22 protein-coding genes are annotated in these 22599 nt (G+C 59.3%); 16 read left to right on the top strand and 6 right to left on the bottom strand.

The window, feature by feature from the left end:
- Positions 1–5: 5 nt before the first annotated feature.
- From rnc to IIA05_09955, 10 genes are read left to right on the top strand one after another with little or no spacing between them, the layout of a single operon-like run.
- Entirely contained in the window at positions 6–674 is a 669-nt protein-coding gene (gene rnc / locus IIA05_10000) for a ribonuclease III (protein MCH9027436.1), read from the top strand.
- Positions 571–1560, top strand: coding sequence for a GTPase Era (gene era, locus IIA05_09995; GenBank protein ID MCH9027435.1), 990 nt, complete (start codon positions 571–573; stop codon positions 1558–1560). Before rnc ends, era begins: the two co-directional genes overlap by 104 nt.
- On the top strand, positions 1560–2276 hold the full coding sequence (gene recO / locus IIA05_09990) for a DNA repair protein RecO (protein ID MCH9027434.1): 717 nt from the start codon (positions 1560–1562) through the stop codon (positions 2274–2276). Before era ends, recO begins: the two co-directional genes overlap by 1 nt.
- Positions 2270–3025, top strand: a complete 756-nt coding sequence (gene pdxJ / locus IIA05_09985; GenBank protein MCH9027433.1) for a pyridoxine 5'-phosphate synthase — start codon at positions 2270–2272, stop codon at positions 3023–3025. Before recO ends, pdxJ begins: the two co-directional genes overlap by 7 nt.
- Positions 3022–3435, top strand: coding sequence for a holo-ACP synthase (acpS, locus tag IIA05_09980; GenBank protein ID MCH9027432.1), 414 nt, complete (start codon positions 3022–3024; stop codon positions 3433–3435). Before pdxJ ends, acpS begins: the two co-directional genes overlap by 4 nt.
- A complete protein-coding gene (locus tag IIA05_09975) occupies positions 3428–4216 on the top strand; it encodes a 3'-5' exonuclease (protein MCH9027431.1) in 789 nt (262 codons plus the stop codon). Before acpS ends, IIA05_09975 begins: the two co-directional genes overlap by 8 nt.
- On the top strand, positions 4213–5526 hold the full coding sequence (gene rlmD, locus IIA05_09970; GenBank protein MCH9027430.1) for a 23S rRNA (uracil(1939)-C(5))-methyltransferase RlmD: 1314 nt from the start codon (positions 4213–4215) through the stop codon (positions 5524–5526). The genes IIA05_09975 and rlmD overlap by 4 nt, the downstream gene beginning before the upstream one ends.
- A 25-nt stretch (positions 5527–5551) precedes the next feature.
- On the top strand, positions 5552–6595 hold the full coding sequence (nagZ, locus tag IIA05_09965) for a beta-N-acetylhexosaminidase (protein MCH9027429.1): 1044 nt from the start codon (positions 5552–5554) through the stop codon (positions 6593–6595).
- Between the two features lie 48 nt (positions 6596–6643).
- Positions 6644–7378 carry an S-methyl-5'-thioinosine phosphorylase gene (locus tag IIA05_09960; protein ID MCH9027428.1) on the top strand — a complete coding sequence of 245 codons (735 nt, stop codon included), beginning with the start codon at positions 6644–6646 and terminating at the stop codon, positions 7376–7378.
- Positions 7379–7406: 28 nt separating this feature from the next.
- Entirely contained in the window at positions 7407–8336 is a 930-nt protein-coding gene (locus IIA05_09955) for a diguanylate cyclase (protein MCH9027427.1), read from the top strand.
- Here the strand turns inward: IIA05_09955 and IIA05_09950 are convergent.
- From IIA05_09950 to IIA05_09930, 5 genes are all read right to left on the bottom strand, one after another.
- Positions 8326–9177, bottom strand: coding sequence for a hypothetical protein (locus IIA05_09950; protein ID MCH9027426.1), 852 nt, complete (start codon positions 9175–9177; stop codon positions 8326–8328). The genes IIA05_09955 and IIA05_09950 overlap by 11 nt on opposite strands.
- A 133-nt stretch (positions 9178–9310) precedes the next feature.
- A complete protein-coding gene (gene mfd / locus IIA05_09945) occupies positions 9311–12790 on the bottom strand; it encodes a transcription-repair coupling factor (protein MCH9027425.1) in 3480 nt (1159 codons plus the stop codon).
- 65 nt (positions 12791–12855) lie between these two features.
- Entirely contained in the window at positions 12856–13752 is an 897-nt protein-coding gene (locus IIA05_09940; protein MCH9027424.1) for a carbon-nitrogen hydrolase, read from the bottom strand.
- Positions 13749–14822 (bottom strand): agmatine deiminase family protein, encoded by a 1074-nt coding sequence (locus tag IIA05_09935; protein ID MCH9027423.1) that lies wholly within the window; start codon positions 14820–14822, stop codon positions 13749–13751. The genes IIA05_09940 and IIA05_09935 overlap by 4 nt, the downstream gene beginning before the upstream one ends.
- A gap of 54 nt (positions 14823–14876) precedes the next feature.
- Positions 14877–15158: a hypothetical protein gene (locus IIA05_09930; protein MCH9027422.1), complete on the bottom strand. Its 282-nt coding sequence runs from the start codon at positions 15156–15158 to the stop codon at positions 14877–14879.
- A gap of 227 nt (positions 15159–15385) precedes the next feature.
- Between IIA05_09930 and IIA05_09925 the strand changes: the two genes are divergently transcribed.
- The 3 genes from IIA05_09925 to lolD are packed head-to-tail and all read left to right on the top strand — an operon-like array spanning position 15386 to position 18609.
- On the top strand, positions 15386–16639 hold the full coding sequence (locus IIA05_09925) for a lipoprotein-releasing ABC transporter permease subunit (GenBank protein ID MCH9027421.1): 1254 nt from the start codon (positions 15386–15388) through the stop codon (positions 16637–16639).
- Entirely contained in the window at positions 16632–17900 is a 1269-nt protein-coding gene (locus tag IIA05_09920) for a lipoprotein-releasing ABC transporter permease subunit (protein MCH9027420.1), read from the top strand. The genes IIA05_09925 and IIA05_09920 overlap by 8 nt, the downstream gene beginning before the upstream one ends.
- Entirely contained in the window at positions 17893–18609 is a 717-nt protein-coding gene (gene lolD / locus IIA05_09915; GenBank protein MCH9027419.1) for a lipoprotein-releasing ABC transporter ATP-binding protein LolD, read from the top strand. Before IIA05_09920 ends, lolD begins: the two co-directional genes overlap by 8 nt.
- Here lolD and IIA05_09910 read toward each other — a convergent pair whose 3' ends face one another.
- Complete coding sequence (locus IIA05_09910; protein MCH9027418.1) at positions 18610–19104, bottom strand: DUF2062 domain-containing protein; 495 nt, start codon at positions 19102–19104, stop codon at positions 18610–18612. It lies immediately after the preceding gene.
- A gap of 79 nt (positions 19105–19183) precedes the next feature.
- Here IIA05_09910 and IIA05_09905 point away from each other — a divergent pair, with 79 nt between their 5' ends.
- From IIA05_09905 to IIA05_09895, 3 genes are read left to right on the top strand one after another with little or no spacing between them, the layout of a single operon-like run.
- The gene (locus IIA05_09905; protein MCH9027417.1) at positions 19184–21544 is read left to right on the top strand and encodes a DNA internalization-related competence protein ComEC/Rec2; all 2361 of its coding nucleotides are present in this window, start codon (positions 19184–19186) and stop codon (positions 21542–21544) included.
- 25 nt (positions 21545–21569) lie between these two features.
- Complete coding sequence (locus IIA05_09900; protein MCH9027416.1) at positions 21570–22178, top strand: MotA/TolQ/ExbB proton channel family protein; 609 nt, start codon at positions 21570–21572, stop codon at positions 22176–22178.
- Positions 22175–22597 carry a biopolymer transporter ExbD gene (locus IIA05_09895; GenBank protein ID MCH9027415.1) on the top strand — a complete coding sequence of 141 codons (423 nt, stop codon included), beginning with the start codon at positions 22175–22177 and terminating at the stop codon, positions 22595–22597. The genes IIA05_09900 and IIA05_09895 overlap by 4 nt, the downstream gene beginning before the upstream one ends.
- Positions 22598–22599: the final 2 nt, after the last annotated feature.

Here is a 22599-nt window from a genome sequence, read left to right as displayed (position 1 = left end):
CGGATCTGCCGGCCAAATGGTTAGCCCAGACATTCAATTACCGCTTTTCTGACGCCAGCCTGTTTCTGGCTGCGGTGACCCACCGCAGCGCGGGTGGTCACAACAATGAGCGGCTCGAGTATCTTGGCGATGCGATACTCGGTTTTTTGGTGGCAAAAAATCTCTATCATTTTTTTGCAGGGGCCAGTGAAGGAGAGCTGACGCGCCGGCGCGCGGCGTTGGTGCGCAGAGAAACGCTGGCTGAAATCGCCGTGGAACTGGATCTTGGCGCACAGCTCAGACTGGGCTCGGGCGAATTGAAATCAGGAGGTATAAGGCGGGATTCCATACTCGCAGACAGCCTGGAAGCTTTGTTTGGCGCAATATATCTCGATGGCGGGTTGGATGCGGTTGAAGAAATCGTCGATTCGCTTTTTTATCAGCGCATGGTGGATGGGTCGACCGGCGAACTAAAAGATCCCAAGACTCGCCTGCAGGAGTATTTGCAATCGAGAGGGTTGGCGTTGCCCGTTTACCAGATAACGGAGACAATGGGACAGGCGCACGAGCAGACTTTCCGGGTCAGTTGCAATGCTGCAGATCTCGGCCTGGCGGAATCTGGCACGGGTAGCAACAGGCGGCGCGCCGAACAGCGCGCGGCAGCGAATGTCCTGGAAAAAATCGATCATGGCTAAAGAATTTCGTTGTGGGTTCGTTGCGCTGGTAGGCCGGCCCAATGTCGGCAAGTCGACGTTGCTCAACCGCCTGGTCGGCCAAAAGATCAGCATCGTAACGCCGAAGGCGCAAACCACAAGGCACCGCATTTTGGGGATTGTCACCCGATCGGATGCGCAGTTGATCCTGGTCGACACGCCCGGTCTGCACCGCAACGACTCCAGCTATCTGAACCGGCTGATGAACCAAGCGGCGATAGCCGGGCTGGACGACGCTGACCTGGTTTTGTTCATGACCGAAGCTTTACGCTGGAATGAAAAGGATCAGCGGGTGCTGGAAATTCTGCAAAGCCGCGATCGGGACGTTATTCTGGTCATCAACAAGATCGACCAGGTTCGGGACAAGCGGCAGCTGCTGCCATTCATTGCGATGCTCAGCAAGAAAGCGGATTTCATCGCCATCGTACCAGTGTCGGCGAGGAAATCGATCGGCCTGGACAGCCTCAGCGCCGAAATTCTGCCAAGGCTGCCGATATCTCCAGCTTTGTTCGACAGTTCGCAGCTTACCGATCGCAGTCGCGAATTCCGGGCCGCGGAAATTATTCGCGAAAAGTTGATGCTGATGTTGCAGGAGGAAGTGCCCTACGGAACGACCGTGCAGATCGAGCGCTTTGAAAAAGGCGGCAAGGGATATGTAATTTCCGCCCTGGTCTGGGTAGCGCGGGCCGGACAGAAGAAAATAGTGATCGGGGCCAAAGGCAGTATGATGAAAAAAATCGGCGAAGCGGCACGCAAGGACCTGAAGCGCTTTGTCGGGGAACCGGTACACCTGGAACTGTGGGTCAAGGTCAAGGAAAAATGGGCGGACAATGAAATGGCGCTCAAAAGCATGGGGTATGAGTTGTAGTGAGTATTGGACGGCGCGGGCAACTGAATGCTGCGTTTGTACTACACCAAAGGCCATACCGGGACAGCAGTCGAATTGCCGATTTGCTGACCGCTGAATTTGGCCGGGTTAGCCTGGTCGCACGGGGTATCCGCTCCAGGCGCGGCGGTCAGGGGGCGTTGCTCCAGCCATTTCGGCCATTGCTGGTTTCCTGGTCCGGGCGCAGTGAAATGAAGACCTTGAATTCGGTAGAGGCTGCCGGCGAGGCCTTTGCATTAACCGGGTCAGTATTGTTTTCCGGCTATTACCTGAACGAACTTCTGCTCCGCCTTACCCAGAAACACGATCCTCACCCGGAATTGTTTGCGATATACCACGCCACGCTGGAGCGTCTGGACCAGGGTGAAAATCAATCCCGCGCCCTGAGAATATTCGAAAAAAGACTGTTGGAATGCCTGGGTTATGGCTTGAATCTGGAGCAGACCGCCGGTGACAGTCACCAGGTTGATGCGAGCCGCCAATACACATACCAGGTTGAGCGCGGGCCGCAACTTTCGGTGGCGGAAAATTCGGCCAGTTACGCTGGTCGTTCGTTGTTGTCACTGGCCAGAGAGGACCTCACGGATGCGCGCAGCCTGCAAGATGCAAGGCGCCTCCTGCGCCATACGCTGGATTATTACCTCGGTGATAAACCGCTGAAATCGAGGCAGATACTGTATTCTATGCGCTCATGGTAAGTACCAGTGACAAAAACCTGCGCGGCATTCTGCTTGGCGTCAATATCGATCATGTGGCGACTTTGCGCCAGGCGCGCGGCACCCGCTATCCAGACCCGGTTTATGCCGCGTTGATGGCGGAGCAGGCGGGGGCGGACAGCATTACTTTGCATTTGCGCGAAGACCGGCGGCATATCCAGGATCAGGACCTCGATAACCTCAAAGGCGTGCTGCAGACCCGCATGAACCTGGAAATGGCGGCGACCGAAGAAATGCTGGATATCGCCGAACGGACGAGGCCGGCCGACTGTTGCCTGGTGCCCGAGCGGCGCGAGGAACTGACCACGGAAGGGGGCCTTGATGTGTGCGCCCAAGTGGCATTGATCAAGGATGCGTGTGCGCGCCTGCGCGGTTATGGTATCAGGACCTCGCTGTTTATCGATCCTGATCAACGGCAGATAGAAGCGGCGCTGGAAGTCGGCGCTGAAGTCGTTGAGTTGCATACCGGGACCTACGCGGATAGCGGCGAAGAAGCCAGGCCCGGGGAGTTGCAACGACTGGTTACCGCGGCGGCGCAGGCGGCCAGTATGGGTCTGTCGGTGCATGCAGGTCACGGTCTGCATTATCACAATGTTGTGCCGGTAGCGGCGATCAAAGAACTTGCCGAATTGAATATCGGCCACTCGATAATTGCCCGGGCCGTTTTCGATGGTCTTGGCACTGCGGTTTCAGAAATGAAACACCTGATGATGGAAGCCCGCCACCGATGATTTTCGGTATCGGAACCGATTTGTTGAATACGCAACGGGTGGAGCATGTTTATCGCCGCTTCGGTGAACGCTTTGTCGATCGCCTGTTGTTGCCGGAAGAAAAAAAGCAGTTCCTCAAAGTCAAACGCAAGGCCCGTTTTCTGGCCATGCGTTTTGCCGGCAAGGAAGCGGTTGTCAAAGCGATGGGCACCGGTTTTTCCCATGGTGTATGGATACGCGATGTCGGCATCGTTCAGGATGCGCGGGGTAAGCCTGAGATTGTTTTTTCAGTGCGGGGTCTTGCGGTTTGCCGGCGCCTGGGTATAGGCGGTGGCTTTGTTTCCCTGAGCGATCAAGACGGCATGGTGCTGGCGATGGCGGTCCTGATGAAAGACCCGGATTACCAGGCGCCGGGAATCTCAAATGCTTGATTGCCTGGTGTTCGATATCGAGACTGTGCCGGACGTCGATCTGGGTCGCCGGCTATTCAGTCTCGATGGCCTGGGAGACGAAGAGATCGCGCAGGCGATGTTTCACCGGCAGGTGGAAAAATCCGGTAGTGAATTTTTGCCTCTGCATCAACACCGGGTCGTGGCCATTGCGGTCGCTATGCGCAACCGTTCGGGTTTCAGGGTATGGAGCCTGGGTGAAGAAGACTCAGACGAAAAAGAGATCATTACGCGTTTTTTCGACGGCATAGAACGATTCACACCGACAATCGTGTCATGGAATGGCGGTGGGTTCGATTTGCCGATCCTGCATTATCGCAGTTTGCTGCACGGCGTGAGTGCACCCAGGTACTGGGAAACCGGCGACGACGACCAGAGTTTCCGCTGGAATAATTACCAAAGCCGTTTTCATTGGCGGCATACCGATCTGATGGATGTCATTTCCGGGTACCAGCCCAGGGGCCGTGCCCCGTTGCAGGATATCGCGCTGATGCTAGGCTTTCCCGGTAAACTGGGGATGAGCGGGGACCAGGTCTGGCCATGTTTTGTCGATGGCGGGATCGTTAAAATCCGTCATTATTGTGAGGCCGATGTACTCAATACTTATCTCGTTTATCTGCAGTTTGAGATGATCAGGGGACGCATCGACGGCGCAAAGCTCGCCAGGGAGCACGAGTTGCTGGCAAAGGAACTGGCGGAATCCGGCCATCCGCATCTGAGCGAATTCCTGAGCGCCTGGCAAGCGAACGGCAAGCACCCATGAGCCGTGGTCTGGCGTCTCGTCCCGAGCAAACCGCTGATATTATTCGCCTCGACCACAAGGGGCGTGGTGTAGCCGATGTCCCTGGCCGGTCGGCCAGGGTGCACCATACGCTACCGGGCGAACGAGTCACTTTCAAGCGCCGGCGCCGCCGGCGCGGATTCGACGAAGCGGAAATTGTCGAACTGCTCAGACCTTCGGAGCACCGGGTCGAGCCGCGTTGCCCGCATTTCGGCAACTGCGGCGGTTGCACGATGCAGCATATAGACGCTCAGCAGCAGATCGTGCTCAAACAGGGCTGGTATCGTGAAATTCTCGCCGAACACGAGCTGGAGCCGGAACGCTGGCTTGAGCCTTTGTCCGGTCCACGGTGGGGTTACCGCCGTCGCGCCAGGCTGGGGGTCAAGAAAGTCGCCGGTAAGGGCAGGGTGCTGGTCGGCTTTCGCGAGGTCTACAAATCCTATGTCGCCGACATGGACGGCTGTGAAATTCTCGCGGGCAATGTCGGGCGGCTGATTGGCCCGCTGTGCCAGTTAATCGACGGGCTCAGCATCTGCGAGCGGATTCCGCAAATAGAAGTGGCGGTTGCGGATAATGCCACGGCGCTGGTTCTTCGTGTCCTCGATCCGCCAGAACCGGACGATCTCGAAGCACTGAGACAATTTGCCGAGCGCTACCAAGTGCGGTTTTACCTGCAGGAAGGTGGTCTCGACAGCGTGCAGGCCCTGATCGAGGGGCAAGACCCGTTGCGTTACCGCCTGCCGGCTTTCGACCTGGAACTGGAATTTTCGCCGGTCGATTTTATCCAGGTAAACGGGGCGCTCAACGAGAAAATGATCGAGCTGGCGCTCGAGTTGTTGTCGCCACGCGATAACGAGCAGGCGCTCGATCTTTTTTGCGGTCTTGGTAATTTCAGCCTGGCGCTGGCCCGGCACTGCGCCGGCGTAACCGGCATCGAAGGAGACATGGGCCTGGTCGAACGCGCCCACGGCAACGCGATCCGCAACCAGATCACTAATGCGGAATTTCTGCCGGCCGATTTGTTTTTTCCATCAGCCGAAGAGCCATGGATGACCGGCCAGTACCCTTGCGTGGTACTCGATCCGCCGCGCAGCGGAGCCGGTCAGATTATTCCGTTCCTGCCGTCTGTAGGGGCTCAGCGTATCGTCTATGTTTCGTGTAACCCCGCCAGCCTTGCGCGCGATGCCGCCAGCCTGGTGCAAATGGGATATGATTTCAAGGCGACAGGAATCATGGACATGTTTCCGCACACCAGTCATGCGGAGGCGATCGCGTTGTTTGTAAGGCGGTAGCAACCATTCCCGGGGAGAAAAAGCTGTGACGCTGGGCCCGCTGATGCTGGATATCGAAGGTCCCGAGTTGACCGCCGAGGATCGCGACCTGTTGGTCCATCCGCTGGTTGGCGGAGTAATTTTGTTCAGCCGGAATTACCTGGACCCCGATCAGTTGCAAATCCTGGGCGGTGACATTCACAGTTTGCGAACCCCGGCGTTGCTGATCGCAGTCGATCAGGAAGGCGGCCGGGTACAAAGGTTCCGCAAGGACTTGACTGGCTTGCCGGCCGCGCACCTGGTGGGCAGGCAATCCGATCTGGACCGGAAACAGGGGCTGTTGCTGGCAGAAAGTTGTGGCTGGGTTATGGCAGCCGAGCTCAGGGCCTGTGGCGTCGATCTTTCGTTTGCGCCGGTCCTCGATCTCGACTGGGGTCTGTCGGAGGTGATTGGCGACCGTTCGTTTCACAGCGACCCGAACCGCGTAGCCGAACTTGCCGGCGCCTATATGCGCGCGATGAAATCTGCGGGCATGGCGGCTGTGGGCAAACACTGGCCGGGTCACGGAGCGGTCAGCGCCGACTCGCACCTGGCATTGCCGCGGGACCGGCGCGAATATGGCGATGTACTCGAGGATATTCTTCCCTACCAAAAACTGACAGATCGCGGTCTGGCCGCGGTCATGACTGCGCATGTCGTGTATCCGCGGATGGATTTGCTGCCCGCGTCTTTTTCGAGCTACTGGATCAACGACGAACTCAGGGGGAAACTGCAATTTAACGGCGTCGTGTTTGCTGACGATCTATGCATGCAAGGCGCGGCCGGGGTTGGCGGTCTGCCAGATCGCGCGCGCGCCGCGTTGGCTGCCGGTGCGGACATGGTCCTGGTTTGTAACGATCGTCGCGGCGCAATTGGAGTTGTGGAAGAACTGTCAGTGTATGACAATCCCGTCAGCGCGTTGCGCCTGACCCGGTTGCACGGGCAAAACTGCGTGACCCGCGATGAGCTTTTTGCCAGCGAGCGCTGGCAGGAAGCGACAGCGATGATCAGCCGTACCGAGACTCAACCCGGGCTGAGGCTGGACGCCTGAGAAAAATACAGCGGGCAGCAACAACACATCGGACAGCCGGAGGATTTCGTGAGCGCCCTGGGCATTATTGGCAGTTCAGCGATGGACAATCTGCCGGGATTCGAGCGATCTCGTGCGAGCAGTGAAACGACCCCTTATGGTGAACCGTCGAATCGCCTGGTGCATGGGCAGCTTTTCGGCGAGCCGGTCATCTTCATGGCTCGCCACGGTAAGGGACAAAGCATCGCGCCTCACCTGATTAATTATCGAGCCAATCTCTGGGCTTTCCAGCATGCCGGGGTGGAGCGGGTACTCGCGGTCAATGCCGTCGGTGGCATCAGCGAGCGTTGCGTCAGCGGAAGCCTGATTATCCCGGACGACCTGATCGACTACACGCACGGGCGGGATCAGACCTTTTTCGATGGCGCCGGGCAGGATCTGCAGCATATAGAGTTTTCGCCGCCTTATGATGAGGAACTGAGACAGCGATTATGCGCCGCGGCATCGACTGCAGGCATAGGGATAATTCCCGATGGCATCCATGGCGTGGTGCAAGGTCCCCGGCTGGAAACGGCTGCGGAGATCAAAAGGCTCAAACGGGATGGTTGCGATATCGTCGGGATGACCGGCATGCCCGAGGCGGCGCTGGCCAGGGAAATCGGGGTCGCTTATGCTTGTTGCGGGATTGTCGTAAACCAGGCGGCGGGCATCGGCAGCGGGAGTATCCATATGGAAATCGAAGTGACAAAAGCCGAGGGAATGGCAATATTTATGCAACTTTTGCAGCAGTTTCTGGCGGGCTGATTTTGAACCTGAAGTCTGGAGCAGCCGGGTGAAGCAACTCACCGTTACCGCGCTGGAGGCAGTGATCGACGCCAGCGGCCAAGGCGTAATGGTTATCGATGTGAGCTCAGACGAGCGGCCGGTCGTATTTGTCAATGACGAACTAGCCAGGCTGACCGGCGTGCCAAAATCCGGTTTTCAGCACAACGGCCTGGATGAATTCGCCGGTATTTTCGCGGATACGGATATCGTTGCCGATTGTGAGCGTTGCCTGGGCAGCGATTCGTCGACCGATAAACTGATCAGCGGGGTCAGGCCGGATGGCCGCGCGATTCATGGCGCGATGCATATCAGTTGCATAGAGACCCGCAGTAACAAGGTTTCCCATATCGTGGTCTATATACGCGAGATCCACGATCCGGAGCTTGCCAGCGAGAACCTCGCGTCGGCCGATTTTGAATCGGCGATCCGTAACGACCGTTTGACCGGCTTGTATCAGCGTCGCTATTTTGAGCGCATCCTGAACCGTGAGTGGGGCAGCGCTATTCGGGACAAAGGGACGGTTGCGCTGTTTCTGATCCAGATTGACGAGTTTGGCGAGTACAGCAAGACCTTTGGCCGCCAGGCGGCCGATGCCTGCTTGCGGCAGATTGGCAGTGCCGTGAAAGCGGTCGCCAGGCGTTCAAGCGATCTGGCCGGCCGCTTCGAGAATGAAATTCTGGTCGCCATGGCCAGGAACATGGACGAGAGTCAGTGTGCGCAGCTTGGCCAGCGTTTTGTCGACCAGGTCAGTCGCTTGTGCATACACCACCCGCATTCGGCGGTTCACCATTATGTCAGTATCAGTGTCGGGGTGGTTAACGCATCGCCAGCCCCGGGGACTGTCCCCGGACAGGCGTTAGAAGAGGCCAGAGACGCGCTCGACGAGGCGATCTCCCGCGGAGGCAGACGCATATTGACCCGCCTGTTCAAGAACTAGCGACCGCCGCGGCATCGACCGGGTTACCGTCTTCATCCAGTTCCGGCTCGGCTTCTTCGACCCGGGTGATCAGCGCGACGACGCCAAACAGCGGGTGATCGAAATAATGGATAACGCCGCGCTGCATCAGGCGGCTTTCCCTGATCGAATACGGGGTCGGTCTTGCAATCAGGCCGGCAAGTCCCGGGTACAGTGCGAAACCCTCATTCATTTCCCGCGGCAACCAGTCGATTTCCACCAACAAATGCAAAAAACGGCTCAGGCTCAAAGTCGCAGTGCCCTCGAGCAAGCCCTCGTCATTGTTTAGGGTTGGCAATACGAAAGGCTCTGCTTCATCGAACAGGACGCCATCTTGCTGCCAGACTTGATAAGCCAATAGCTGGAAATCCCTCGAATTGTTGATGCGCTCGACGACATCTGCAAGTTGCCATTGTTCTTTATTTTCGATGATCTGCAGTTCTCTTCCAGGTTTCGGTTCTTCGGCTTCATCGAGGCCCGCCGCAAGCCTGCCGGATTTTCCGATTGCCAGATCTCCGCCGGTGAACCGTGCGTCGTCTTCATCGTTGCCGGGCGGAACCGACAGCGGGTCCGTAATGGCAGCGGGATCTGTCCAGGCGAAGCCATCAGGATCGCCGATCCCTGACAACAAGGCGTCGAGTTCAGCCAGCGAAGCGGTGGCAAACCGATCGTATGGCGGGGCGAATTGCTCGTTCCCTGGCGCCGGATCAAGCTGTCTGAAAACAACAAGCTCAACCTGGTACCGAGGTGGATATTCGATGGGTTCCGATGCCTGCGGATCGTTTTTTTGAGCCTGGCCGAACGCCAGGACGGGGATCGTCAAACATAAAGCCAGTGTGATCAGTGTTGGTGTGCGCGACCGATAGGACTTTGCATGCTGCATGCTGGTTATTATGGCCAAATCAGCCTTGAATCGATAGCCGAAGCGCGTGCAGCCACGATCGCGTGCGCAGCAATCAGGCTGCCAACAAAGACAAAATGGCTTCAAGCTCCGCAAAACGGCTTTCCTCGTCGGGCATGTCGACCGTGAAGCGCAGACGGTCCTGGCCGTCAAGACGATAACGGGATGGTTCCTTGCGGATTAGCTGGATCAGCGTCAGCGGCTCAACCGGCGTTTTGCCGGAAAACCAGAGACTGCCGCTTTTCGCGGTCGCTTCGAGTCTGCGAATCCCCAATGCCTGGGCGCGCAATTTGACTCTTGCCAGCCGGAACAGCGCTTTGCTTGGTGCTGGCAGCAGGCCGAAGCGATCGATCATTTCGACCTGAAGTTCCCGCAGAGCCTCCTCGCTGTCCGCGTTGGCGATGCGCTTGTAAAGGATCAGCCGCAAGTGGACATCGGGCAGGTAATCTTCGGGGATCAGCGCGGCCACGCGCAGTTCCGCTTCGATGCCCGGATTGGCATTCTCGTCCGCTGAAAGCGCTTGCCCGGAGCGCATCGCATGGACCGCTTTTTTCAGCATGTCCATGTATAGCGAAAAGCCCAGTTCGTGAATTTGTCCGCTTTGTTCCTCTCCGAGCAGTTCCCCGGCGCCCCGGATTTCCAGATCGTGGGTGGCCAGCGTGAAGCCGGCGCCCAGCTCTTCCAGCGATTCGATGGCTTCCAGCCGCCGCGCGGCATCACCGCTAATCGTCGAGAGGGGCGGGGCGATCAGGTAGGCGTAGGCACGATGATGGGAACGGCCCACGCGGCCCCGCAACTGGTGTAACTGGGCCAGGCCAAGCTTATCCGCGCGATTGATGACGATGGTGTTGGCGGCGGGCAAGTCGAGACCGCTTTCGATGATGGTCGTGCACAGCAACAGGCTGAAACGCTGGTGGTAGAAATCGAGCATGACCTGTTCCAGTTCTATTTCACGCATCTGGCCGTGGCCGATCCGAATGCTGAGATCGGGGAGCAGCCGGGCGAGCCTTGCCGCCATATTTTCAATCGTCCGGATTTCATTGTGGACAAAAAAGATCTGCCCGCCGCGGCGTACTTCTCGCATACAGGCTTCCTTGATCAGCGCGTCATCCCATTGACTGACAAAAGTCTTGATCGCGTGCCGCTCGGCGGGCGGTGTTGCGATCAGCGACATTTCCCGCAACCCGCCGATGGCCATGTTCAGCGTGCGCGGGATTGGCGTGGCAGTCAGGGTCAGCACATCGACTTCAGCGCGCAGGGACTTGAGCCGTTCCTTGTGGCGCACGCCGAAACGTTGTTCCTCATCGATAATGACCAGGCCCAGATTGGCAAAAGCGACTTCTGGCTGGAGCAGGCGATGCGTGCCGATCACGATATCGACGATGCCGCTTTTCAGTTCGGCGATGATTTCCCTGGCCTGCTTGCCTTTCCTGAATCGTGACAGCATTTCAACCTTGACCGGCCAGTCGGCAAAACGATCGCAAAAAGTCTGGTAGTGCTGTTGTGCAAGCAAGGTCGTCGGGACCAGCAAGGCGACCTGGCGGCCGCCGCTGATCGCGGCAAAAGTGGCGCGCAACGCGACCTCGGTCTTGCCAAAACCGACATCGCCGCAGACCACCCTGTCCATCGGTTTGCCATCGCGCAGGTCGCGCAGGACCTCGACGATCGCCTGCTCCTGGTCGGCGGTTTCCTCGAATGGGAATTCGGCGGAAAATGCGCGATAGTCGCGCTCATCGTATTCGCATCGATGGCCGGTTCGGGATTCGCGGGTCGCATAAAGTTCGAGCAGCTCGGCAGCGACATCGTGGATGCGCTCACGCGCCTTCTGGCGGATTCTTTGCCATTGGTTGCCGCCGAGCCGGTGCAAAGGGGCGGAATCCGGTGACCCGCCGGTATAACGGCTGATCAGTCGCAAGGCATGGACGGGGACGTAGAGTTTGTCGCCGCCGGCGTATTCGAGGACCAGCATTTCCAAGGGTGTCTGGTCGATGGTTTTTGTCACCAGCCCGAGATAGCGCCCGACACCGTAATCTTCGTGCACCACCGGGGACCCTGTCTGCAGATCGGTCAACTCGCGAATGATCTGTTCGGGATCGCGCGCGGCCCGTCGCCGGCGGCGGCTTTGCCGCACCCGTTCACCGAAAAGCTGGTCTTCGGCAATCAAAGCCAGTGCCGGCTGTTGAAGTTGCAGGCCCTGCTGGACCGGCGCCACCGTGACCGCCAGTTTCTGGCTGGAGGCGATGAATGCCTGCCAGTTCTCGCAAGCCGGCAGGCTGATGCCGTGGCCGGCGAGTATCTCGATCAAGGTTTCCCGCCTGCCCGCCGATTCGGCCGCGAACAGGATGCGCCCAGAGAAGGATGCGAGGTAGCGCTGCAATGCCGCGGCCGGCTCCACGGCCCTGGGGTCGAGGTTCAGCGCCGGTGGTTTGTTGCTCGCAAAATGCCAATTGCCCGGGTCTGCACCCGGCCATTCGAATGGTTGCCAGACGATACGTGGCATCGCCTGGAAAAGTTCCTGGAGTTCTTCCGGCGGGCAGCAGATTTCATCGGGTCTGAGGATGGGGCGCGCGGTATCGTGACGCCGCTGTTCGTATCTGTCGACGATTTCGCTCCACGCCGCGCCCAGCGCAGCGTCGAGATCCGCTGGCAGGATGGCCAGGGACCCGGCAGGCAGATAATTCAGCAGGGAACTCATTTGTTCGTGAAACAATGGCAAATAGTACTCGGTGCCGCCCGGCGCATTGCCCTTCGAAACTTCCTGATATAGCTGGCTGGCGCTGGGGTCGCCTTCGAACCGCTGCCGAAAACGTCGCCGAAAAAACCGTATGCCGTTTTCGTCCAGCGGAAATTCGCGCGCCGGCAACAACCGCACCCGGTTCACGCTTTCCGCGGATCGTTGCGTCTCTGCATTGAAGTAGCGCAAGGTGTCGATTTCGTCATCGAGCAGGTCTATCCGCAATGGAGAATGGCCGCCCATCGGAAACAGGTCGACCAGTGAACCGCGTATCGCAAACTCGCCGTGTTCGAATACCTGCGGCACGCGCCGGTAACCGGCCGCAACCAGCTCTTGTTGCAAGCTGCCGAGCTCCAGTTGCTGCCCCTTTTCGAGCAGCAAGGATCGCCCGCGTACCCACGCGGGTGTCGCCAGGCGCTGCATCAGCGTGGCGATGGGCACGACGATTACAGCGCGCTCCAGGCTGGGGATTTGCAGAAGCGTCGCGAGGCGTTCCGAAACAATGTCCTGGTGCGGCGAAAATACATCGTATGGCAGGGTTTCCCAGTCGGGGAACTGACTGACCGGCAAGTCCGGCGGGGCAAAAAACCGGAGCTCGTCACAGAGCTTCGCCGCTTCGGCCGCGCTATTGCAAACCACGATGACCGGTTTGCCGTGCTTATCGGCAGCGGCACTGATTGCCAGCGCCGGCGCCGCCCCATAAAGACGGCCCCAGCGAACTACCGAGGCAGGCAATGCCGGTAGTTGTGGGGAGAAAATATCGCTGTATGTCTTTCCATCGCTCACGGCAATGCGATCCAAACCAGTGCTGGGGCTGGCGATTATTGCACAGGCCGGGCAGGCCGAGCGGGGGAGTTTGATGGGCCCTACTTGTGTACCCGGCGGCGTTTCACAAGATCTCCGTACAAATCGGTTCGCCGGTCGCGGAAAAAGGGCCAGACGCGGTCGAGTTCTTCGTTGCGGCCGAGATCCACATTGGCCAACAGCACCTGATCGGCATTGGCTGCGCGGGCGAGCATCTCGCCCTGCGGACCGCAGACAAAACTGGAGCCCCAGAATTCGATGTTTGAACCCGAATCGTCTGCTGCCCATTCTGTACCCGGCCGGTTGCAGCAAAGGAGCGGCAACTGATTGGCTATCGCGTGGCCACGTTGAACCGTAACCCATGCTTCCAGCTGACGCTCTTTTTCGTCCGCTTGGTCACTGGCGTCCCAGCCGATCGCCGAGGGATAGAGCAGCAGTTGCGCTCCATCCAGCGCCATCAGCCTGGCCGCTTCCGGATACCACTGATCCCAGCACACCAGGACGCCAAGACGGCCCACTGGCGTTTCGATCGCGTGGATACCGAGATCGCCTGGCGTGAAATAGAATTTCTCTGCATACCCCGGGTCGTCCGGAATATGGGTTTTCCGGTAATTTCCAGCCAGTGTTCCATCGGGGTTCAAAACCACGGCAGTGTTGTGGAAAAGACCGGCTGCGCACTTTTCAAAGACCGAGCCGACGATGACGATGCCCAGTTCTTTGGCGAGGTTCCCCAGGAGGTCGCTGGTTGGGCCCGGCACAGTTTCAGCCATCTCAAAGACCCGGCTATCCACTGTCTGGCAAAAATAGACCGAGGTATGCAGTTCCTGCAACAGCACCAGCCTGGCGCCATCTGCCGCCGCCTGCCGGATACCGCGCTGACTGCGCTCAAGATTCTCTTCCCGGCTGGCGGTGCAGGCATGCTGGACCAGGCCGACCGGCAAATGTTTACCGTTATTCATTGCGGGTTCTCCGGCCGGTCTAGCAATCCGGCAGGCAATTGCATTGCTGCACAGTGCAATCCGCCACCTTCGATAATCAATGGCAGACAGTCGATGCTGACCGCCTGCCGGTCCGGGAAACAGCGAGAGATCAGTTCGCGCGCTTCCTGGTCAGCCGGACACCCGAATCCGGGGACCAGGACGTGCGTATCGGTGAGCAGAAAATTTGCATAACTGGCGGGCAGGCGGTTTCCGTGCGGCCCGGTTATTTTGCCTGGAAAGGGTAGCGGGTGCACAACAAAGGCTTGTCCGTCTTTACGACGCAGTTCTCGCAACTCGTTCCCCAGGGCTTGCAGGCTTTGATAATGAGGATCATCTGGCTGGTCGCAGGATTGGTACAGCAGGGTCTCCGCATCTGCGAACCGGACCAGCATATCCACATGGCCATCGCTGTCGTCGCCGTGTATTTCCCCATCCTGCAAGATAATAAAATGTTGAATATCAAAAAGTTGTGAGATAAATTTAATGTAATTCATTAAAAGTTGGCGGTCCGGGCAGCAACGCTGCAGCCAGCGCCGGGTGCTGATCAGGGTTCCCTCGCCGTCCGTCTCGATAGCGCCGCCTTCCAGCACCTGGTCCACGGTCAGCATTTCGGCGTTGCCAAAGCCACTGGCAGCGTGCACCACCTCGTTAATCGCGTTATCCTGGCTTGCCGGAAATTTTTTCCCCCAGCCGTCGAAACGAAAATTCAATAGCAGCGGGCGGCCCTGTTGAATAATGGTCACCGGGCCGTGATCCCTGGCCCAGATGTCATCGGCAGGCGCCTCGATGAAGTTGACTCTGCCGGCAGAGCCGCCGGCTTCGTCGATCAGGACGCTCAGCCGGGCTGCCATGCCCTGGTCTTCTATAATCAGCAGTACGCGTTTATGCCGGCTGGCAAGCGCCGCAATTTTCAGCAAAGAGACCTCGGCACCGCGCAACCGGTCGTTGCCGGCACGGGCAAAATCCCCGTCCTGACGTGGCCAGGTCAGCATGATGCCGGACTGCGGTTCCCATTCCGCTGGCAAACGGCCGGACAGGGCAACGCTCATCCCGCCGCGCCCGGCGGCGCAGCTTGCAGGCTCGAATGGCTGGTGTTCCGCGGCTCAGCCGGATTTTTTCTTCGAGACCGAATGGATGACGTAGCGGTACTCAAAATAAACCACAAAGTCTGCGTACTCCCAGCGGGTGATCGGCGGGTCGCCAACGGATGCGTATCGGTAGCTCGGTGTGCCGTAACGGGTTTCCACCTGTTCCATGCTCATGCCGCGGCCGGGACCGGTTGCAGACTGGGCGATAGTTTCTGCGGAAACCGCGGTGGCCATAATGAGCGGGCCGGCCATGCCAAGTCCAAGTAAAGTGGCGAGTACAATCGTCCGTTTGTTCATGGCGTCTCTCCTTGAGTCCCTGTGCGCGAATATAACACTGTGGCCAGAGAAAAAAAATGCGTGAAATATCATTGCTTTCCACCAGTTTTGAGGAGATTGACCGGTATCGGGCGGCAATCGCCGGGTGGCGGTTTCCTACAGTGGCGGAGGTGAGGAGGCGGCTCCGCGCCGGGCTATCGATGGGCCGCGTTATTCAGAACTGCGCCATTGTGATTTAATCGCGGGCCATGTTCCAACCATTGGAAATTTTCATTGGTCTGCGTTATTTGCGCACCAGGCAACAAAACAGCTTTGTTTCGTTTATCACGCTGGCCTCCCTGATCGGCGTAGCGCTTGGCGTCGCCGCCCTGATCGTCGTGCTGTCGATCATGAACGGATTCGAAAACGAGTTGCGCGGCCGCCTGTTGTCGATGACCTCTCATGCGACGGTGGCGGCCGCTCGCGGCGGTATCAGCGATTGGCGGGAACTCATCGCCAGCGCGCAGCAGCAGCAGAATGTGGTTGGCGCGGCTCCCTACGTGCAGTTGCAGGGGATGCTGGCAAATGGTTCGAAGCTGAACGGCGCGCTGGTGCGTGGGATAAACCCGCGGCTGGAAAAGACCGTGGACCGGATCGACAGCTTCATGCTGCGGGGATCCCTGGACAACCTGAATACTGCTGGCAACAACATCGTGCTTGGGCGCTTGCTGGCATTGCGCCTCGGCGTCGATGTCGGCGACCGGGTGAATTTGCTGGTGCCGCGAACCGGTCTCGCCGCAGGTGACATCAGGCCCAGAATAAGTCGTTTTACGGTCAGCGGGATTTTTGAAGCCGGCATCCAGGAACACGATGGATCACTGGCGCTGGTCAATATTGACGATGCGGCAAGGCTGGTCGGGCTCGGTGATTCGGTCACTGGCATACGGCTGCAATTTGACGATGTGTTTGCCGCACCGGCCGGGATAAAAACCTTCGCCGGCAGTCTGGCCAGCGCCGACCGCTACCGGTTCAGCGACTGGACCGTGGAGAACGCCAGTTACTTCCGCGCAATTCGCATCGAAAAAACCATGATGAGCATTATTTTGCTGCTGGTGGTCGCGGTTGCCGTTTTCAACATAGTCGCTACCTTGATGATGGTGGTGACCGACAAGCGAGCGGAGATCGCGATCCTGCGCACGCTGGGGCTGAGAGCCGAATCCGTGGTCAGGATTTTCATGATCCAGGGCCTGGTAATCGGTTGGGTCGGGGCGCTGAGCGGAGTCGCGCTCGGCGTAGTCCTGGCCCTCAATGTTGGCGTCATCATGCCAAGACTGGAGGCCTGGTTCGGTTTCCAGGTCATGCCCTCGGATGTTTACTACATCAGCCAGTTGCCATCCGATCTGCATACCGCCGATGTGCTGTTTATTGCCGCGGCCGCCCTGGTGTTGTCGACACTGGCAACCGTTTTCCCGGCCCGCCGCGCCGCCAGGGTCGAGCCAGCCGAGGCGTTGCGCTATGACTAGCTCGCGTCCCAAGCTCCAGCTCCGGTATGAGTATTTTATTGGTCTGCGGTATATCCGCTCGCACGGCGGCAACCGCTTTATTTCGTTTATCTCGATGATCTCCATGCTCGGGATCGCACTGGGAGTCGCGGTGCTGATCGTTGTGCTGTCGGTCATGAACGGCTTTGAGGAAGAGCTGCGCAGCCGCATTCTGTCGATGACGGCGCACGCGACCGTATCCGGCGGTGAGCAGGGACTCGATGACTGGGAGAGCGCCATTACCCTGGTCGAACAGGATCCGCGCGTGCGCTCGGCGGCGCCGTTCATAGAAGGCGAGGCGATGCTGGTCGGCGCTGACCAGGTCAGCGGCGTGCTGGTCAGGGGAATCGTGCCGGAGCGTGAGCGGGAAGTGTCCGCCGTGGCGAACTTGCTGGTGCAAGGAAGCCTGGACGACCTGCAGGCGGGCAGTTACCGGATCGTGCTCGGCAGCGATCTTGCGCGACACCTGGCAACCGAGGTGGGCGACCACGTGATCATGGTCATCCCCCGCGGCCGCGTGACACCGGCCGGCGTGATTCCGCCTGTGAGAAGATTCCGGGTCAGCGGAATTTTTCATGCCGGCATGTACGAGTACGACCGCAATCAGGCTTTCATCCACATGAGCGATGCGGCCCGGCTTTATCAACTGGGCGAACGGGTAAGCGGCGTCCGTCTCAGCATCATCGACCCGCTGATCGCGCCGGAGGTCGTCCGCGATGTGGCCCCGCGCCTCGATGGCGCCATGTACATTTCCGACTGGACCCGCAGCCATGCCAATTTTTTTCGCTCCATCCAGATTACCAAGTCGATGATGTTCGCGATCCTGCTCCTGATCATGGGCGTTGCCGCGTTCAACATCGTATCGACGCTGGTTATGGTGGTCAGGGACAAGCAAGGCGATATTTCCATTTTGCGGACCATGGGCGCACGATCGTTCAGTGTGATGAAGGTATTCATGGTGCAGGGCGTCCTGATCGGTGTTCTGGGTACCTTGGGCGGGCTGCTTCTTGGCATCCTGATCGCGGTCAACCTCGAATACCTGATCCAGGGTGTGGAAACCCTGCTGAAGACCGATCTGCTGGCCGCGGATGTGTATTTCATCGGTGATCTGCCCGCGCGCGTGCATGTAACCGACCTGATAAGGATTTGTACGACCGCTCTCGGCCTGTCATTTTTGTCGACCTTGTACCCGGCCTGGAGAGCGGCCCGGATTCAGCCCGCTGAGGTGTTGCGATATGAGTGAAGGCCGGTCGGAGACCGACAGCAGTACCCCGGTACTCGAATGCCGGGGCCTGGTAAAGAACTTCCGCCAGGGCCACAAGACAGTGGAAGTATTGCGCGGTATCGATTTCAAGGTGGCGGCGGGTGAGACGGTCGCGATCGTCGGCGCATCGGGTTCCGGCAAGACCACCCTGCTGCAATTACTCGGCGGGCTGGATGCGCCGAGTTCCGGCACCGTCAGCATTGCCGGCCACAATATGACCGAATTGAATGATGCCGAAAAAGGCGATCTGCGCAACGCTGCGGTCGGCTTCGTTTACCAGTTTCACCATTTGTTGCCGGAATTCAGTGCGCTGGAAAATGTGGCGATGCCGCTGCTGATACGCCGGGAGCCGCCGGCCAAAGCGCGCAACGCGGCGCGCGAACTCCTGCAGCGGGTTGGTCTCGGCGAGCGGCTGGACCATCGTCCTGGCGCGCTCTCCGGCGGTGAACGCCAGCGCGCGGCGGTTGCCAGGGCGCTGGTCAGCCGGCCGCGGATTCTGCTGGCGGACGAACCCACCGGGAACCTGGATGGGCGGACCGGCGAGCGGGTATTTTCCCTGCTGCTCGAGTTGAACCAGGAATTGATGACCAGCCTGGTCCTGGTCACCCACGACCTGGCCATAGCGCGTCGCATGAGCCGGGTCATGACCCTTCGCGACGGCCGCTTGCAAGAAGGGCTCAGCGAATAATCAGGTTGCTTTGCGGCGCCGTTTCAAACGCGAGGCCATCGACCAGCGCCAGAACGCGTTCAGGCCAAAATAGCTCAGCAACGCCAGCAGCGACCCCAGGCACAGCAGGCCGGCCAACATTGGCCACAGGCCTTCAGCAATCAGGACCTGCCAGTCCGTGGTTGCCGGCGGCGGCTGGCCAAGCAAAAACGACCCCAGCACATAACCAGAATAGTATATCGGCGCGATCGTCAGCGGGTTATTGATCCAGACTACAACCAGGGCGATCGGCAGGTTCACCCGCATCAAAATGGCGCCGCCAGCCGTGAGCAGCGGGTGTATGGGCAGAGGAATGAACGCCACGAAAATGCCCAGCGCCACCGCCGGGACCACGGCCTTTCGATGGGTGGCCCAAAGCGCCGGGTCATGGATCAGTGCCTGGAAAGGGCGCAGGTACCACGCTTCCTTGATGTCTTTGTATTTCGGTGAAATTCGTTTGAAAAACCGGCGTGGCATAGCAGAAATGGCTCATGCGTTGGCAAAGATGCCTGATTAAGATCAGGGCTCTCGGGATTATCTCCGTTCCAGGACGCCGTTGACAGTGCTGCTGGTCGCATTTTCCTTACTGGCCGGCAACCTGCTCGGCCTGATGGTGCTTTGGCCTGGGTCCGCGGTTTTCCCGTTGCTGTCCGGGTTGCTCGTTGGTGTCTGGGTTTTTCAGCGCCAGGCCGTTTTCGTTTTTGCGCTGGGATTCGCGTTGGCAATTGCGGCGGTCGACCAGCGGCTGGACGACCGCCTGGCCCCCTCCACGGACCGCGGGACCACGGTGGTCACCGGCGTGGTTGACAGCATGCCGATGAAGCTGCCCGGCGCATATCGCTTCGAATTCCGGCCTTTGTCCGCGGCCCGGAAAGTACCGGAGCGCCTGGTGGTGTCCTGGTATCGAAGCGAGTTCGCGCCGGCGCCGGGCGAGATCTGGCAGTTGGGGTTGCGCCTGCGACCGCCAAGAGGCGGCGTCAATCCCGGCGGGTTCGACTATGAAGGGTGGCTATTCAGAAAAAATATCGGCGCGACCGCCTATGTCGACAACAAGGCGGACAACCGCAAGCTGGCGGATGACGGTAGTGCGTCCAGCCGTTGGCTGGCGTTCAGGTTCCGGCTCGCGCATAAATTGAAACAGTACCCGGTGGCAGCGGAATGGCACGGACTGGTCAATGGGCTTGCGCTCGGGGACCGGCGCGACATCAGTGAACGCCAATGGCAGGTGTTGCGAGCCACCGGCACCGTGCACCTGATGGCGATTTCCGGTCTGCATATCGGTATCGCGGCCGCGGTCGGCGGCTTCGGCGGCGCGGCTTTGTGGATGCTGATACCGATGCTGAGCCGGCGGCTTGCCCGCCGCGACATGAGCTTGATGACAGGGTTCGCAATTGCTGTGGTTTATGCGTTGCTGGCCGGCTTGAGCCTGCCGACCCAGCGCGCATTGATCATGCTGCTATCGATCGGGCTATCCTTGTGGTGGCGACGCTCGACGAGCGTGGGGCAGGGCATGGCGCTCGCCCTGATCGTTATTCTGCTGCTCGATCCGCTGGCCGCGATCGAGCCGGGGTTCTGGCTTTCTTTCGGTGCCGTTGCCAGTTTGTTGCTGGTGTTGTCGGGCCGCGCGTCAAAAACGGCCTGGTGGCGTGGCTTGCTGCGGGCTCAGGCCGCGGTGTTTGTCGGGCTGCTGCCGGTGGGCCTGGCTGTTTTCGCTTTGTCGGCGCCGGCGGGGCTCGTTGCCAACTTGGTATTCATACCGTTGTTCACGGTTTGCCTGGTCCCGCTGATCCTGCTTTCGGTTGCCGCCGCGCTCGCCGGTCTCGACAGTCTGGCGGCAGTCGTGCTGAAACTCGTCGGTGAAATTTTTGCGTTTTCCTGGCCATGGCTGGAATGGCTGGCGGCCAACATTCCACCGCTGACATTTCCTGCCAGCCAGCCCCAGTTTTTGCTGTTGGCGGCGCTGGGAACGGTTTACCTGCTGGCGCCGGGCTGGCCGGGCCGTTGGCTGGGGTTGTTCATGCTTTTACCGATCTTGCTGCCGGTGACAGAAAGGCTGCCGGCGGGCGCTGCCCGGATCGTGTTTCTCGATGTCGGCCAGGGACTGTCGGTCATCGTCGAGACGTCGAGCCATCTGCTGGTTTACGACCCGGGGCCGCGTTATGGATCCGGCGCCGATGCCGGAAGCCGGACGGTCATCCCGTACCTGGTCAGCCGCGGGCAGCGCACGGTGGACCTGATCATGGTCAGTCATGGCGATGCCGATCACAGCGGCGGGCTCGACTCGTTGCGAGACGCGTACCCCGAGGCGCGGATCCTGGCCGGTGGCGGCGACCGGCGACCGGCCGCGACCGAGCCGTGCATGCTCGGCCAACGCTGGCAATGGGACGGTGTCGATTTTCAGGTCCTCCACCCGGATAGCCCAGCCTGGCAAGGCAATGATGCATCCTGTGTGCTGCTGATACGCACCGCCGCTGGCAGCGCATTGCTCGCCGGAGACATACAGGCGCCAGCCGAAAAATACCTGCTGGACATGGTCGGGCGGACCGATGTGGTGCTGGTAACCCACCACGGCAGTTCAGGCTCATCCACCGCGGCCTGGGTGTCTGCCCTGTGTGCAAAGCTGGCTGTGGTTTCGAGCGGTTATCGTAATCGTTGGGGGTTTCCAAAACCGGATGTAGTCAGCCGCTGGCGCAACGCGGGGGCCGAGGTGCTGGACACCGGCCATTCCGGAGCGATCAGCCTGCTCCTGCCAGCAGCCGGCAGTTTTCTGCGCATACGCAGAGCGCGCGCAGACAGCCTGCCGGTGTGGCGAATCGCAGAAGAGGAATTGTACCCGGCCGACCGTGGCAACGCGGGTATCGAGGTTTCCGGCTCCGCTTCGGGTGCGGTATCATGCCGCGAATTCGAGCCAAGCTGATACAGCGCGACCAACACGAGGGACTATGTTTGAAATCGTGAAGTCGGGCGGGTTGCTGATGATCCCGATACTGGGTTGTTCGGTAGTCGCCGCCGCCATCATCATTGAGCGTTTGTGGACGTTGCAGCAGAAAAGAGTGTTGCCGGACAATCTTTCCCGCACGGTCTGGAAATGGGTCGACAAGAAACAGCTCAACGAAAAAAACATCAAGGCGCTTGACGAAAGTTCGCCACTGGGAGCGATATTGGCTGCCGGCTTGATGAACAGGGATCGTGATCGCATAGTGATGAAGGAGCGTATCGAAGATATCGGACGGCATGTCATCCATGATCTCGAGCGCTTCCTCAATTCGCTGGGAACCATTGCCGCGATCACGCCATTGCTCGGCTTGCTCGGTACCGTTATCGGTATGATCAAGGTATTCGCCGCGATCACCACGCATGGGGTCGGTGATCCATCCGTGCTTGCACAGGGCATTTCCGAGGCGCTGATCACGACCGGCGCCGGCCTGTCGGTCGCCATACCGGCGCTGATCGGTTACCGCTACCTGAGCAGCCGGGTCGATAGCCTCGTCATCCAGATGGAAAAAGAGGCGATGCGGTTGGTTGACACGCTGGAAGGTAACCACAAGTGAACCTTCGACGGCAGCTGACCGATGAGCCCGAGGTCAACCTGACATCGCTGATCGATGTGGTGCTGTTGTTGCTGGTGTTTTTTATGGTTTCCACAAGTTTCGTGCGCCAGGCACAGTTGAAGGTGCGTTTGCCGGCAGCGAGCAGCGAAGTCGAACCGGCCCAGATGATACCGTTGCTGGAAATTATCATTACCGCGGATGGCGATTTTTGGGTGAACGACCGGCAACTGATCAACAACGACCCGAAGACGCTGCGCATTGCGTTGGCCGAAATCGCGGGCAAAGACCGAGAACTGCCGGTGACGATCAGGGCCGATGCCCGTGCTACCCATCAGGATGTCGTTACTGCGATGGACGTGATCGCACGCTTGGGATTCAGCCAGGTCAACATCGCCACGAGTAACGAGCAGGAACCATAGTT

Source organism: Pseudomonadota bacterium (assembly GCA_022572885.1).
Classification (GTDB): Bacteria; Pseudomonadota; Gammaproteobacteria; order Steroidobacterales; family MnTg04; genus MnTg04.
Note: the sequence above shows the minus strand (reverse complement) of the source record. Positions and strands in the feature narration are given on the sequence as shown.